The sequence below is a fragment of the Erwinia persicina NBRC 102418 genome, from assembly GCF_001571305.1.
Classification (GTDB): Bacteria; Pseudomonadota; Gammaproteobacteria; order Enterobacterales; family Enterobacteriaceae; genus Erwinia; species Erwinia persicina.
In genome coordinates, this window is the sequence record NZ_BCTN01000001.1 from 134,122 (window position 1) to 147,352 (window position 13,231).

Annotated in this window: 14 protein-coding genes; 5 read left to right on the top strand and 9 right to left on the bottom strand. The window is 56.6% G+C overall.

Annotated elements, in window-relative coordinates; translation table 11 throughout:
- Window positions 1-51 precede the first annotated feature (51 nt).
- On the top strand, window positions 52-1,173 hold the full coding sequence (locus tag EPE01S_RS00630; protein ID WP_062743076.1) for an ABC transporter substrate-binding protein: 1,122 nt from the start codon (window positions 52-54) through the stop codon (window positions 1,171-1,173).
- A gap of 151 nt (window positions 1,174-1,324) precedes the next feature.
- Here the strand turns inward: EPE01S_RS00630 and EPE01S_RS00635 are convergent, their stop codons facing one another.
- Window positions 1,325-2,356, bottom strand: a complete 1,032-nt coding sequence (locus EPE01S_RS00635; protein WP_062742642.1) for a methionine synthase — start codon at window positions 2,354-2,356, stop codon at window positions 1,325-1,327.
- Between the two features lie 27 nt (window positions 2,357-2,383).
- The gene (locus EPE01S_RS00640; RefSeq protein WP_062742643.1) at window positions 2,384-3,361 is read right to left on the bottom strand and encodes a DUF1852 domain-containing protein; all 978 of its coding nucleotides are present in this window, start codon (window positions 3,359-3,361) and stop codon (window positions 2,384-2,386) included.
- A 323-nt stretch (window positions 3,362-3,684) separates the two neighbouring features.
- Between EPE01S_RS00640 and EPE01S_RS00645 the strand changes: the two genes are divergently transcribed.
- Window positions 3,685-3,894: a DUF6434 domain-containing protein gene (locus tag EPE01S_RS00645; RefSeq protein ID WP_062743077.1), complete on the top strand. Its 210-nt coding sequence runs from the start codon at window positions 3,685-3,687 to the stop codon at window positions 3,892-3,894.
- A 70-nt stretch (window positions 3,895-3,964) separates the two neighbouring features.
- Here EPE01S_RS00645 and EPE01S_RS23765 read toward each other — a convergent pair whose 3' ends face one another.
- Window positions 3,965-4,435, bottom strand: coding sequence for a hypothetical protein (locus EPE01S_RS23765; protein ID WP_218007814.1), 471 nt, complete (start codon window positions 4,433-4,435; stop codon window positions 3,965-3,967).
- 94 nt (window positions 4,436-4,529) lie between these two features.
- On the opposite strand from EPE01S_RS23765, the gene EPE01S_RS00650 reads away from it, so the two are divergent.
- The 3 genes from EPE01S_RS00650 (at window position 4,530) to EPE01S_RS00660 (ending at window position 6,222) form a co-directional block, all read left to right on the top strand.
- Window positions 4,530-4,874, top strand: a complete 345-nt coding sequence (locus tag EPE01S_RS00650) for a DMT family transporter (RefSeq protein ID WP_062742644.1) — start codon at window positions 4,530-4,532, stop codon at window positions 4,872-4,874.
- On the top strand, window positions 4,874-5,467 hold the full coding sequence (locus EPE01S_RS00655) for a TetR/AcrR family transcriptional regulator (RefSeq protein ID WP_062742645.1): 594 nt from the start codon (window positions 4,874-4,876) through the stop codon (window positions 5,465-5,467). Before EPE01S_RS00650 ends, EPE01S_RS00655 begins: the two co-directional genes overlap by 1 nt.
- Window positions 5,468-5,736: 269 nt before the next feature.
- Window positions 5,737-6,222: a GNAT family N-acetyltransferase gene (locus EPE01S_RS00660; protein ID WP_062742646.1), complete on the top strand. Its 486-nt coding sequence runs from the start codon at window positions 5,737-5,739 to the stop codon at window positions 6,220-6,222.
- A 64-nt stretch (window positions 6,223-6,286) separates the two neighbouring features.
- On the opposite strand, the gene yajD is transcribed toward EPE01S_RS00660, so the two are convergent.
- From yajD to melB, 6 genes are all read right to left on the bottom strand, one after another.
- Window positions 6,287-6,634: an HNH nuclease YajD gene (gene yajD, locus EPE01S_RS00665; RefSeq protein ID WP_062742647.1), complete on the bottom strand. Its 348-nt coding sequence runs from the start codon at window positions 6,632-6,634 to the stop codon at window positions 6,287-6,289.
- 148 nt (window positions 6,635-6,782) lie between these two features.
- The gene (locus EPE01S_RS00670) at window positions 6,783-8,213 is read right to left on the bottom strand and encodes an ABC transporter ATP-binding protein (protein WP_062742648.1); all 1,431 of its coding nucleotides are present in this window, start codon (window positions 8,211-8,213) and stop codon (window positions 6,783-6,785) included.
- Window positions 8,210-9,010, bottom strand: coding sequence for an ABC transporter permease (locus EPE01S_RS00675; RefSeq protein ID WP_062743078.1), 801 nt, complete (start codon window positions 9,008-9,010; stop codon window positions 8,210-8,212). The genes EPE01S_RS00670 and EPE01S_RS00675 overlap by 4 nt, the downstream gene beginning before the upstream one ends.
- Complete coding sequence (locus EPE01S_RS00680; RefSeq protein WP_062742649.1) at window positions 9,010-9,945, bottom strand: ABC transporter permease; 936 nt, start codon at window positions 9,943-9,945, stop codon at window positions 9,010-9,012. Before EPE01S_RS00680 ends, EPE01S_RS00675 begins: the two co-directional genes overlap by 1 nt.
- Window positions 9,942-11,465: an ABC transporter substrate-binding protein gene (locus tag EPE01S_RS00685; protein WP_062742650.1), complete on the bottom strand. Its 1,524-nt coding sequence runs from the start codon at window positions 11,463-11,465 to the stop codon at window positions 9,942-9,944. The genes EPE01S_RS00680 and EPE01S_RS00685 overlap by 4 nt, the downstream gene beginning before the upstream one ends.
- Before the next feature lie 301 nt (window positions 11,466-11,766).
- A complete protein-coding gene (melB, locus tag EPE01S_RS00690) occupies window positions 11,767-13,221 on the bottom strand; it encodes a melibiose:sodium transporter MelB (RefSeq protein ID WP_062742651.1) in 1,455 nt (484 codons plus the stop codon).
- Window positions 13,222-13,231: the final 10 nt, after the last annotated feature.

Consider the following 13,231-nt stretch of genomic DNA (forward strand, 5'->3'; position numbering starts at 1 on the left):
AATAAAAATGATAATAATTATCATCTCTTTTCTGGCAGGAATACCGATACCATGAGCCCGTTGAAAACCTTACCCGCGCTGCTGCTCGCCGCGATGCCATGCCTGGCATTTGCCACCACCTATCCTGTGACCGTCACTGATATGGACGGGCAGAAGCTGGTGATACAGCACCCACCGCAGCGGGTGATCCTGCAGGATGGCCGCGACATTCTGAACCTGGCATTGCTCGACCGTGAAGACCCGTTTAAGCGGGTGGTTGCCTGGAATAACCTGCTGAAAAAGCAGGATACCGGCAGCTGGGAGATGCTGAAAAAACGCTGGCCCGAGGCAGACAAGATCCTCGACATGGGCTTTTCTGACCAGGGGGAAGTGAACCTTGAAACCGTCATCGCCAGAAAGCCTGACCTGATGATCGCCCAGCTGCGCGCCAAACCCGCCCTGCAACAGACCGGCGTCCTGGATCAGCTCAGTGCGCTGAAGATCCCGGTGCTGTTTGTTGATGATGAACTGCACCCGGTTAAGAATACTGCGGCCAGCGTCACTCTGCTGGGCACGGTGCTGGATCAGGAAGCGCGCGCGAAGGCCTACACGGATTATTACACGCAGAAGCTCAATGCCGTTCAGGCTGCGGTCAAAGACGTGTCGCCAAAACCGCGGGTGTTTGTTGAGCCGATTGCCGGCATCGGCGGCGGCGGGGCCTGCTGCTTCACCCACGGCCATAACGGCTGGGGCGCGTTAATTGAAGCGACGGGGGCAAAAAATATAGGTTCTGACCTGCTGCCGGGCACCAGCGGCACCATCGCAGTGGAGAAAGTGATCAGCCTGAACCCGGACTACTATGTGATGAGCGGCTCGAAGCGCGGCGGTAAAGCCAGCCCGGTGATCCCTCTGGGTTACAATACTGATATCAGCGAGATCAAAGCCAGCTTCGACCATCTGCGCGATCGTACCGGTGTGAAAGATATCCCGGCGGTGAAAGCGGGCAGAGTGGCCGCGGTTTACCACCACTTCTATAACCATCCGTATAACATTATTGGCATTGAGATGCTGGCGAAGGACTTCTACCCGCAGCAGTTCAGCCAGACCAACCCTACCGCGGACTATCATCATATTATCCGCACGTTCACCCAGCTGCCGGATGAACCGATTAATATCGAATATCACCCGCAATAATCTTTTCCAGATCGCTGACCAATCGCGCTGAATATCAGCGCGATTGGTCTTTCCCTGCTGCATAACCAAGTGAGCCGCGTGCCTCCTCTACGAGGCGGCTGACCGTCTGCGCGACAACATCGTTATGCAGAATGGCGACGATCTGATGGCGTTATTTCGCCGTCAGTTCCCGGCGCACGATCTCTGCGCCGGCGCTTAACGCCTGCAACTTACCTCTGGCAACCTGACGGGATAACGGGGTCATTCCGCAGTTGGTCGAAGGATAAAGCTTGTCGGCATCAACAAACTGCAGGGCCTTACGCAGCGTCTCAGCGACTTCCTCCGGGGTCTCAATGGTATTGGTTGCCACATCAATCGCCCCGACCATCACTTTTTTACCGCGGATCAGTTCAATCAGATCCATCGGCACGCGAGAGTTCTGGCACTCCAGAGAAACGATATCGATGTTAGACGTCTGCAGCTTAGGGAAAATTTCTTCATATTGCCGCCATTCTGACCCCAGCGTTTTTTTCCAGTCGGTATTGGCTTTGATGCCATAGCCGTAGCAGATATGCACCGCCGTTTCACACTTAAGCCCTTCAATGGCCCGTTCCAGGGCAGCAATACCCCAGTCATTCACCTCGTCAAAGAACACATTGAACGCCGGCTCATCAAACTGAATAATATCGACACCGGCCGCCTCTAATTCTCTGGCTTCCTGATTGAGAATTTTAGCGAATTCCCAGGCCAGTTTTTCACGGCTTTTGTAGTGGCTGTCGTACAGCGTGTCGATCATGGTCATCGGGCCAGGCAGTGCCCACTTGATCGGTTTGCTGGTTTGCTGGCGTAAAAATTTCGCGTCTTCCACGAACACCGGCTTCTGGCGGCTGACGGCACCGACCACGGTCGGCACGCTCGCATCATAGCGATTACGAATTTTGACGATTTCACGTTTCGCAAAATCTACGCCGCTGAGGTGCTCAATAAAGGTGGTCACAAAATGCTGGCGCGTCTGTTCGCCGTCACTGACGATATCGATACCCGCCTGACGCTGATCTTCCAGGCACAGGCGCAGCGCGTCATATTTACCGTCGATCAGCTCGTCCCCTTCCAGTTTCCAGGGTGACCAGAGTGTCTCAGGCTGTGCAAGCCAGGAGGGTTTCGGCAGACTGCCTGACGTCGATGTCGGTAACAAAATTTTCATAACAGGTGACCTTAATTTTTTGGTTAATCAAAGAACGTAATGGGCAGACCATTGCTCAAGAAGCGCACGGTAAGGTTTGATAAAATGTTCTTCAGTATATTTACCCTGCTCAATAGCCAGCTGGCTGCGTTCTTCGCGATCGTAAACAATTTTCGTTAATGCATAATCCTGTTGATTCAGGTCAGGCTGATATTCCTGCCCGGCCACCGCATTCGCATTATAAATTTCCGGGCGGTAGATCTTCTGGAACGTTTCCATCGTGCTGATGGTGCCGATCAGCTCCAGATCCGTGTAGTCGCCGGTCAAATCGCCGGTAAAATAAAAGGCCAGCGGCGCAACGCTACCTGACGGCATAAAATAACGCGCCTGCAGACCCATTTTATTGAAGTAATGGTCAGTCATTGACAGGGCATTTTGCTGATATTCCACACCCAGTACCGGATGGCGATAGTCAGTCCGGTGATAAGTATTTTTACTCGACACACTCAGGCAGATCACCGGTGCTTTAGAAAAATGGCTTTTATAGGTTTCCGAATTGACGAAGCTTTTAAATAAGTTACCGTGCAGGTCACCAAAATTGTCGGGCGTACTGAATTTAGTGCTGTTCCTGTTATGCTCTAACAGAACGACGCTAAAATCATAATCACGCACGTAAGAGGAGAAATTATTGCCGGTAATACCCTCAATACGCTCGCCCGTTTTATGGTCAACAATATGGTTTTTCAGTATTTCGATCACCGGAAAGGGAATACCTTTCCCTTCAACATCCATGGCTACAGAAATAATTTCCAGTTCAACGGAATAACGATCGCCCTGTGGATTATCCTGACAGGCGAGTGTATTAAAACGGTCGTCGATCATTTTCAGCGCATTACGCAGATTATCCTGACGCTTCTCCCCTCTGGCCAAATTAGCGAAGTTGGTCGTAATGCGCGTATTTTCAGAGGGATTATAATTTTCGTCAAAAGTAAGGCTTTTAATCGTAAATTTTAATTGATTATTCATCGTTAGCTTGTCCTGATTTCTGATATAAAAACCTGAAGGTATTTCTCGCTTTTTCAGTGTTTTTTACTTTAATTTTTCTGGTTTTCTTATTCAGTCATCTTCATACTGGCCAGAGCTTATTGCATGGCTTATTTATGACAGAGTAGCTGAATGAGTAAAAGTGATTTAATTTCACCGCTGCATGAGTCATTTTCATGATCGGTGGGCAGGAGCGGTTCTGGCATCATGGCTGAAGCGCTGACTGAGCGGGGCCTCTGCTGGACGCGGAAGAGATCAGGGCCGGTGACGTCATAACAATGACGCGTTATCAGGAACAGGCAAACATGAAAACTGACTGGCACAGCGCCGCGCTCACCCCTGAAACCCTGGTGGATGCCGGCTATAAAAATACGCAAAACGTCCGCCGCTTTATGATGGCACAGTGCGGTGAACGCTTTCGCTTCGACCGCGACTTTATGGCCTGGATACGAAATGATACTCCCAAAACCCTGGCGGAGGTTGTCGCCGAGTGGAAGCGCAGACATCCGGCATAAAAGTCGTTATGGGTGCAGATATAGCCCGGTACCGCTTTGACGTGTGTTACAGCGGATGTTCCGGTACCTGTCATTTTGAGAACTCTGCCAACGTTTGTGAGGTGCCGCTGGCGGTGAAGCAAGAGAAACGGTAGCTCTCCGGGATCTCATCGTTCTTACCGCTGCGTAATTCTTCAGAACCCCGCCTGCCGATTGCAGCGGCGCATGTAACAGCTGGGTGCATAACTGCGACATAGACGCTCTCGCGCTCATCAGTAAAGCCAGGAATGGGATACCCATCCTGCAGAACAAGGCATTCACCTGTTGAGTATTGGGTGACAGAAGCCACTTCTGCGCCTCTGAGCCTGCTTCTCAGGCCCCCACCATGACCATCCTTTTTTTCATACTCACCACTGTAACCTTCTTCTGTGGGGTAAACATCGCCGTGCCTGTTGCAGAGGTTATTTATCAGGGTCAACCTGGCAGAATGGCAATGCACATGACCAAAACGCTTCAGGACAGCAGCTTTAAAGGCTTTGTTTAGAAGTCCGCTTTGTGCCATCAGCGGACGTTATCAAGCCGATAATAAACAATGAGAAAAAACCATTTACATACCTACCGGTTGGTATCTATCATATCCTTTTTATGTGGAGAAAATGATGTCTTCTTTCATGTCATACGTCGCGCTTGCCTTCGCCATCGTGCTTGAGGTGGCGGGCACGACTTTTCTCGGTAAATCCGAACATTTTACCCGGTTAACCCCCTCGCTGATGTGCGGCGCATTATATGCGTGTTCGTTTTATTTGCTGGCTCAGGCACTGCGTACGCTTCCTCTGGGAATTGCTTATGCCTCCTGGGGGGGGTTGGGTATTATTCTGACAACCATTATCGGCGTGGTGGTTTTCAGGCAGAAACCCGATGCGGCAGCAATCGCGGGTATTGCGCTGATTGTTGTCGGCGTGGTGGTGATTAACGGATTTTCCAAAATGGGTGCTCACTAATGATTACGCAAACCGGCAGACCCAAAAAAGACCCTGAAAACGTGCGTCGCCGCCTGCTCAACAGCACGGCCAGTTTGATGACGAACCGGGGTTTTGCCGGTGTCAGCGTTAGCGATATTGCCAATGATGCAGGCGTCACAAAAGGCGGACTTTTTCACCATTTTGCCAGCAAGCAGGAACTCATCGCTGCGGTCTTTGAAGATGAGCTGGAGCGGTTCAGTAAGCAGATTGACAAATTTTTTGCGGCTGAGCCGCCTGCGTACGGCTGTTTTACACGGGCCTATATCAGGGCAACCCTTGTGACAGTTACTGATAAAACGCCAACTGCAGCACTAACCTTTTCTCTCTGCTCTGAACCTGAATTAATGTTGCGCTGGAATAACTGGCTTTCCCGGCGCCTGACTCAGCATCACGATACTGACGCAGCACCAGAATTAGAGATAGCCAGACTGGCTGCAGACGGCATCTGGTTTACAAGTTTGCTGGCAGGCCGAACTCTGGACAATAAAGAAAACCTATTCAGGCTCCAGCAAAGACTGATTGCATCGACAATGGAAAGTAGTGAAAAAAACAATCACAGCAGCGAATTTTAAAACAATGAACATGATTTACATTTCAACGCCTGAGTATTTAATGAAAACATTGACTGACTCAAAATAAACAATCAGGAAATATAATTGGGTTTAATTCCTTGATGGAATTTTGCCTTGTTTACGCCCGCTCCCCGCTCATAGCGTAAACCCTGGGTTTACCGCCGCTGCGCAATTATCCAGTCCCTTTCCTGGTTGACTTCAAACACCGCTGCTCACCCGATATACTCTTTTACCTGTCGTTCACGCTTTGTAAAAACAAGAGGCTAACGTTGAATATTGTCTTAGAAAAATTCAGTCAACAGGACTTTGCTGACTATTTTAAGCTGGTCAGCAATGCACAGGTGATGGCGATGATCACCGAGCGTGCTGTCCCCCATGATGAAGCCCGCCGCGATTATGACCAGCTGTTAAAAGACAATGCGGAATCCGCAGAGCTGGGGCATTTCAGGATTTCAGATGCGCAGGATGGCCACTTCATCGGACTGGGTAAACTGTTGCCGCTTGCTGACCCGCCCGGGACCGCGGAGCTGGGGTATATGCTGCTACCGGATTACTGGGGCAAAGGCATTGCCAGCCAGGTTGCCGCGTGGCTGATGGATCGGGCGCACCACGCTACAGCGTTAACCCACCTGATAGCCATCATCGATCCTGCGAATCTGGCCTCAAGAAAAATACTCATCAATCACCATTTCTCGTCGCAGGAGTTCAGAGATTTCGACGGTCTGCCTGGCGAGATTCTGGCCCGGGCGCTGTAAAACTCTGTCCCGGCCTGAAAGAACCGGCCCGTCGCGTTTGCCACGGTCCGGTTCCACCGACAGCCTATTTCTTCTTATTCAGCAGCGACTGTAAGTCAGCAAAGGGATTGTAGGTTGCCGCTGCCACGTCGTTCTGCGCGTCCTCTCCCGCCACCACGCGGGTGCCGTACTGGTCAGCTTCCGTGTACTTGGAGTGTTCGTGATCGTGGCAGTACAGGCACAGCAGCTCCCAGTTGCTGCCGTCTTCCGGGTTATTGGTATGATCGTGATCGATATGGTGAACCGTCAATTCACGCAGGTTGGAATAAACAAATTCGCGGGCGCAGCGTCCGCAGACCCACGGATAAATTTTCAGGGCTTTTTCACGGTAGCCGCTTTCCAGCCGCGCGTAGTTTTTGGGGATCAGAGCCATTGCCGGTGTTACCTGTCACAGAGGGATAATTGTCGATTGGCTGCCAATATAGCCCACAATGAACGGAAGGAAAAATGAAAGAGAACCCGGTTTTAACTTCGGGGTGACAGACCCCCCCGCACCCGCGGTGGGGGGTGTCTGCCTGATATTATACGATCGCGGTCTCCTGACTCAGCCTGGAAGGGGCATGCTCCTCACCAAAGCGAATACGCCGGTGGCTGATGTGGTCAATCAGCGCCTCATCATGGCTGACCACCAGCAGCGCACAGTTTTGCCCCGCGGCCACTTCCACCAGCAGTTCAATGGTTTGCTGCTGGGTCAGCAGATCGAGGCGTGACGTCGGCTCATCGGCAAACAGGAACACCGGATCCAGCAACAGCACGCGCAGCAGGGCAAAACGCTGCAGCTCACCGCCGGAGATCTCACCGGGATGGCGATCGAGCAGCAGTGGCCGCAGCTTCAGACGCGCCATCAGCGGCGCAATGCGGTCGCCATTCAGCTGATGCCGTTTCACCACGTCGCCCAGCGCCTGACGTAGCGTCACGCGCGGAGCAAAGGCAGAAGGCGGATCCTGAAAAATCTTCTGATAGCGCACTGCCGCTATCTGGCGGTCGCGCACCACCGTCCCGCTGTCGGCGGAAAGCAGGCCGAGCAGGATATCGCCAAAGCTGCTCTTGCCGCAGCCGCTGGGGCCGGTAATACCGATAACCTCACCCGCATGGATACGCAGTGACTGATTGCTGAACAGCTGACGTCCGCCGCGATGCAGGCTCAGATTATGGGCTTCCAGCACCACCTCCCGCTTGGGCACCGCCCGCCGGTGAGCGGGCCAGCGGGACGGATCGGCCGCCAGCAGCGCCCGGGTGTAAGGATGCTGCGGTTGCGTCAGTACCTGCTCTGCACTCCCCCGCTCGATAATCTCGCCGCGCAGCATCACCGCCACCTCGCCGCCAATCTGCCGCGCCAGTTCAATATCATGAGTAATGGTCAGCAGCCCGCCGCCCGCCTGCACTTCCTGTAACAGCAGCGCGATCACCTCATCGCGCCGCGCCACGTCCAGCCCTTTAGTTGGCTCATCGGCGACGATAATGTTCGCTCCCCCCGCACGTGCAGCGGCAAAGGCCACGCGCTGGGCCATCCCGCCGGACAGCGCCTGTGGCAGGCGATCTGCCGCTCCGGCCACGCCCAGCGCCGCCAGATCGTCCCGCGCCGCTTCCCGCGCCGGTCCCTTCTTCATGCCGCGCAGAAAACGGTAGCTCTCTGCCACCTGTTCCCCCGCACGCATGGTCGGATCCAGCGCCAGCCAGGGTTCCTGCGGCAGGATCCCCAGGGTATGGCCCCAGAGTGCGCGTGCCGGGCGGCTGGCCAGCGGGTGCGCCCTGCCAGCAAAGTGCAGGGTGCCCCCGGCTTCCAGCCCCGGCGGCAGCGTGCCGATCACCGCCTGAGCCAGCAGGCTTTTACCGGACCCGGTCTCTCCCAGCAGCGTAAATGGCTGTCCGGCCCGTAGGGTGAAGGAGATCGGCTGCACCGGCAGGTCGCCGCCGGTCACCGTCGCCTGGTCAATATCCATCAGGATCATGATTTCTCCCTCCCTGCCAGCAGCAGCAGACTTAACACCAGTAAAAAGACCACGGCCACCGGCTGCAACAGCGCATAAGGCGCCTCTTCGTAGTACGGCAGCAGTTCGGTCATCATCAGCCCCAGCTCCGGGGTGGGTGGACGTACGCCAACGCTGACAAAGCCGAGCGCGGCGATCGCCATCACGGCACTGGCCGCACCAAACGCCGCGACGGTCAGCACCACCGGGGCCATCTCCGGCCACAGATGGCGGCGAAAGATCAGCCACGGACTGAGTCCCAGCAGCCGCGAGGCCTGAACGGCGGGTGAACTCAGCACCGGCCGGGCTATGGCGCGGCTGATGCGGAAGTACTCAACCCACAGCAGCAGCGAAATACCGACATACAGCATCACGGCGGAGTCCGGCACCAACGCGGTGAGCAGCAGCACCAGCAGCAGCCCCGGCAGCGCGAGAAAAGCATCGGCCAGCAGCGACACGCCGCGGTCAACCACGCCTCCCCGCCAGGCGGCGAGTACTCCAAGCAGGATGCCGGGGATCATCGCACTCAGCACGCTAACCAGCGCCAGCCCCAGCGACAGGCGGATGGCCGCCGTCAGGCGGGCAAACAGCGAACGTCCCAGGTGGTCATAGCCAAACGGCGCGCTGAGGTTAGGCCACTGCAGTGCCAGCATCAGCTTCTGGCGCACCGGATCCTGCGGCCACAGCAGCGGCAGTACAAAAGCAAAGATCACCAGCAGCAGCAGCAGCGCCGCACCGGTGCGTTGCGCCAGCGAACTGCGGCGCACTATCGTCATCATCATGCGTTCTTCCTTCGCGGATCCAGCCAGTAACACAGCCCGTCACTCAGGGCATTGAGCAGGACAAACATCAGCCCCATCACCAGGGCTGTTCCCTGGATCATCGGCACGTCACGGGCAAAAATGGCGTGCACCAGCGCATGGCCAATGCCCGGCCAGGCAAACAGGGTTTCCACCACGATCACCCCTTCGATCAGGTAAATAAACTGCACGCTGAGGTAGGTCACCAGCGGCACGCTGACGTTGCGCAGTCCGTGACGCCAGAACAGCGTGCGTTCATTCAGCCCTTTGGTGCGGCCAAACGTATACCAGGCCGCGTCCGTGACCTGGCGCATGGCATTGCGCGCCACCCGGCTGGACACCGCCGCCAGCCCGAGCGCCAGCGTCAGCGCCGGCAGCAGCACGTGCTGCACGTCGCCATACCCGGCCGCAGGCAGCCAGCGCAGGCCGAGGGCGAAAATCAGTACCAGAATCAGACCAAGCACAAAGTGCGGCAGCGCGCGCAGCGTGGTGGACAAGGCCAGCAGCATCCGGTCAAGCCGCCCGCCGGGGGACAGTCCGGCGAGGATGCCCAGCGGCGGACCGAGCAGCAGCGACAGCAGCAGCGCCACCGCTGCCAGCAGCAGGGTCTGCCCCAGCTGATGACCCACCTCTTCCATCACCGGCGCACCGGAAACCAGCGAGTTGCCGGGGTTGAAGTGCAGCAGCTGCACAAACCAGTCGGCCAGCGCCTGCCAGGCCGGGCGGTCCAGCCCCAGCTCCTGCTGAACCGCACTGGCGGCGGCAGCATCCACCCGATCGTAGCCGTAGCGCCCGGCGGCGATGCGGTAAGCCATATCCCCCGGCAGCGAGCGCATCAGGACAAACGTCAGGCCGCCGACCAGCAGCGCCACCAGTCCGGCCTGCAGCAGGCGGTAGCCCAGTATCCGTATCATTCAGCCCACCCCATCTTTTCCAGCCCAAAGGTACGTTCGAACGGATCGAGGGTGGCCCCGCTCAGGCGTGGGGATACCGCGGCGGTCTGCTGATACCAGGCCACCGGAATAACCGGCAGGTCGGTTTGCAGAATATGCGTCAGCTGCTGGCGTTCGGCCTGGCTTTTTGCCGGGTCGCGGCCCTGTACCAGATCGGCCAGCGTCTGGTTAAAAGTGGCGTTGTGCCAGTTCATCGCCCCCCAGTCCCCGCCCTGTGGGGCATAGTCCTGCAGCAACGTCCCCAGCGGATCCGGGGTCAGCGCGAAGTTACGGGCCACCAGGGCCAGTTCCAGCGTGCCGTCATGATGTTTAGCCGCAATTTCCCCGGAGTTAGTGGCGTTGATCGCAACCTCTATGCCCACCTCACGCAGCTGCTGCTGGATGGCTGCGGCAATCAGCGGCAGCTCCGGGCGATCGGGATAGGTGGTCAGCGTCAGGGAAAACGGCTTGCCGTTACGCTGCAGCGTGCCACCGGCTCCCGGCGTCCAGCCCAGTTCTGCCAGCAGCGCCTTCGCCTGCTGTGGCTGACTCGTGAGTGGTGTCAGGCTGGTGTTATGCCACTGTGCCACCGACGGGGGAAACAGCTGGCTGGCCGCCGCCGGGTAACGCAGGATCGCCCGGGCGATACCTTCACGATCCAGCGCCATACTCAGCGCCTGACGAACGCGCACGTCATTCAGCAGCGGATGGCCCGCATTGACCTTCAGCAGCACGCTGCGCGGAATGGAGACGGCCAGCAGCTGCACGTTGCGGTTATTTTTCAGGCGGCTGCGGCTGGCAGGATCGAGGTTCAGCACCATATCGGCATTGCCGCTTTCCGCCAGCAGCGCCCGCGTTTCCGCACGTCCTACGGCCATATAGCTGGCCTGCTCAATAGCGGGCGCTTTGCCCCAGTAGTCGTGAAAACGGGTGACCGTCAGTTTCTGCGGTGCCTGCAGTGAGGTCAGGCGATACGGGCCGCTGCCGACAATCTGTACCACTTTATTTTTCGCATCGTAAGCAGCCGGGGCGAGGATCTGGGCGCGGTTTTCCGCCAGCATACTCAGCAATGGGGTAAACGGCTGGCTGAGGGCAATAACCACTTTTCCCTCTTCGGCACGAATGGCGGTAATCGGGGCTTTATCCAGCAGGCCAGGCTTGCTGCGCGAAACGTCCAGCGCATGGACGACGCTCTCTGCCGTCAGCGCGCTGCCATCATGGAACTTTACGTCAGGACGTAGCGTAAAGCGCCACAACAGGCCGTCGTCAGACACTGTCCAGCTTGTCGCCAGACCCGGCAGCGGTTGCCCGGCGGTATCAGCACTGACGAGGGTTTCAACAATCGACATTTTCAGAAAGATATCGCCGGAGAGCGTCGGGTCAGTCCCTTTGATTTCGAAGGGGGCCACCAGCGCGGCAACCCGCTCAGGGGCTGCGCTGGCCGGGGCGGCTATGGCTGCCAGCATCAGGGCCAGCAGCGGCGAGCGTAAAAAAGTGTGCATCAGATTATCAATCCTTTATCCAGAGAAACGGAACAGCGCAGGCTGAAGCCCGCGCTGCGGATGATAACTGTTACTTTATAACATTACAATTGGCAATCGATGGTTACAGTTCCCAGTATTTAACGGGGATTCTGTGTGCATTGGGATACGGCCTGGGTGTGTCAGTCTTTTTTGTCGCTGACAGTCTGGCTTCAGGTCTGAGGCCAGTTTAAGCACGCCGGATCGGCAAAATCCGCCTCCCTGCGGGCCTCGGCACGCGACGTCCTGTCGCGTGACGTCCGGCTTACCTCAAACACGTCCACTACGGTTTGAGGTGACCCGGATTCAACGTCTCAGAGGCATATCTGCCCTCAGCGTCACTCTCCAGCGGCCTGACCTGCGCCGTCATCACCCCCTCACCTTCGCCGTATTTATGCTGTAAGGCCCGCTGCATCTCATGCAGGATTTCGCCATCCAGCTTGTAGTGGCGCAGATAGATCCACAGCGTCAGGACAAAGAACAGCAGCGGTACGCCGATCATGATCCCCTGCATTCCCACGATAGTGCTGGCCGACTGCTGCACGCCCGGCACATAGCCCACCACCCCCAGCATGACGCCGATCAGCAGCCCGGCAAAGGCCGCACCGGCTTTGACCACCATCGTCTGCACCGAGAAGGCGATACTTTCGATGCGCACGCCCAGCGCATAATCCCCGTAGTCGACGGTGTCCGCGACCATAATGACCAGCATTACCCAGAAGAACGCGCCGCCAATATTCACCAGGATCCCGGACAGGGAGATCAGCGTGGCGCTCTGCGGTGCGTACATCCCCACCGCCAGCAGCAGCAGGCAGCTCATCACCGGTAGCACCGACGCGCTGATCCAGATCGCCCGGCGGGAGAAGCGTGCAACCAGTTTCGGGAAGCAGAGAATGGCAATCAGGTTGGCAATCCCGGCGTACATCATGTACCAGGGGAACAGCTCCGCCCGGCCCACCACATAGGTGAAGTAATAGATGGCAAACGCCGTAATGACGTTGTGCGCAAGGTTCCACGCCAGGGCCATCAGCAGCAGGGCAAAAAGCGGACGGTTGCGGAAAATCATACTGACCACCGCTTTAATCGTGGTGTGCTCTGGCGCATTCGGCACGGCAGACGAGGAATATTTCTCTTCAATATTGCGCAGGGTAATGAGGGCCGACAGGATGAAGAACACCACGAGGATCAGCGAGAACAGCATAAATCCCTGCCCTTTATTGCCGTCCCCCAGGTAGTTAACCAGCGGCAGACCGATGACGCCGGTGGTATAGCCGGCCAGGCTGGCAAAGAAACGCGGCCACGGGATCAGCGCTTCACGTTCGCGCTTGTCAAGGGTAATGCAGGGCACCAGCGACCAGAACGGCACATCCATCAGGGTATAGGTAAAGCCCCACAGCAGATAAGTGGCCCAGATCCAGGCAATCAGCGCGCCGCCCTCAAAGTGATGGGCACAGAATACCGACACCAGCACCACCGAGTTCGTCAGCGTACCGATCAGGATCCAGGGTTTAAACTTGCCCCAGCGCGTCTGGGTACGCTCGACAATCCAGCCCATGACCGGGTCAAAAAAAGCATCCAGAATACGGGCGACCAGGAACAGCGAAGCCACCATGCTCACTGATACACCCACCACGTCGGTGTAGTAGTACATCAGATACATATAGATAATGCCGATGGCAAAATCCTTACCGAATGCGCCCAGCCCGTAGCTGATTTTTGTTTTTACTGAAACTGTCATCGTTGTCTGT

Coding starts and splice junctions, on each gene's coding strand:
- EPE01S_RS00635 (WP_062742642.1), bottom strand. CDS start 2,356: ATGAAAATTTTGTTACCGACATCGACGTCAGGCAGTCTGCCGAAACCC.
- EPE01S_RS23765 (WP_218007814.1), bottom strand. CDS start 4,435: ATGGCACAAAGCGGACTTCTAAACAAAGCCTTTAAAGCTGCTGTCCTG.
- EPE01S_RS00655 (WP_062742645.1), top strand. CDS start 4,874: ATGATTACGCAAACCGGCAGACCCAAAAAAGACCCTGAAAACGTGCGT.
- EPE01S_RS00675 (WP_062743078.1), bottom strand. CDS start 9,010: ATGATGACGATAGTGCGCCGCAGTTCGCTGGCGCAACGCACCGGTGCG.
- EPE01S_RS00645 (WP_062743077.1), top strand. CDS start 3,685: ATGAAAACTGACTGGCACAGCGCCGCGCTCACCCCTGAAACCCTGGTG.
- EPE01S_RS00630 (WP_062743076.1), top strand. CDS start 52: ATGAGCCCGTTGAAAACCTTACCCGCGCTGCTGCTCGCCGCGATGCCA.
- EPE01S_RS00670 (WP_062742648.1), bottom strand. CDS start 8,213: ATGATCCTGATGGATATTGACCAGGCGACGGTGACCGGCGGCGACCTG.
- yajD (WP_062742647.1), bottom strand. CDS start 6,634: ATGGCTCTGATCCCCAAAAACTACGCGCGGCTGGAAAGCGGCTACCGT.
- melB (WP_062742651.1), bottom strand. CDS start 13,221: ATGACAGTTTCAGTAAAAACAAAAATCAGCTACGGGCTGGGCGCATTC.
- EPE01S_RS00685 (WP_062742650.1), bottom strand. CDS start 11,465: ATGCACACTTTTTTACGCTCGCCGCTGCTGGCCCTGATGCTGGCAGCC.
- EPE01S_RS00640 (WP_062742643.1), bottom strand. CDS start 3,361: ATGAATAATCAATTAAAATTTACGATTAAAAGCCTTACTTTTGACGAA.
- EPE01S_RS00680 (WP_062742649.1), bottom strand. CDS start 9,945: ATGATACGGATACTGGGCTACCGCCTGCTGCAGGCCGGACTGGTGGCG.
- EPE01S_RS00650 (WP_062742644.1), top strand. CDS start 4,530: ATGATGTCTTCTTTCATGTCATACGTCGCGCTTGCCTTCGCCATCGTG.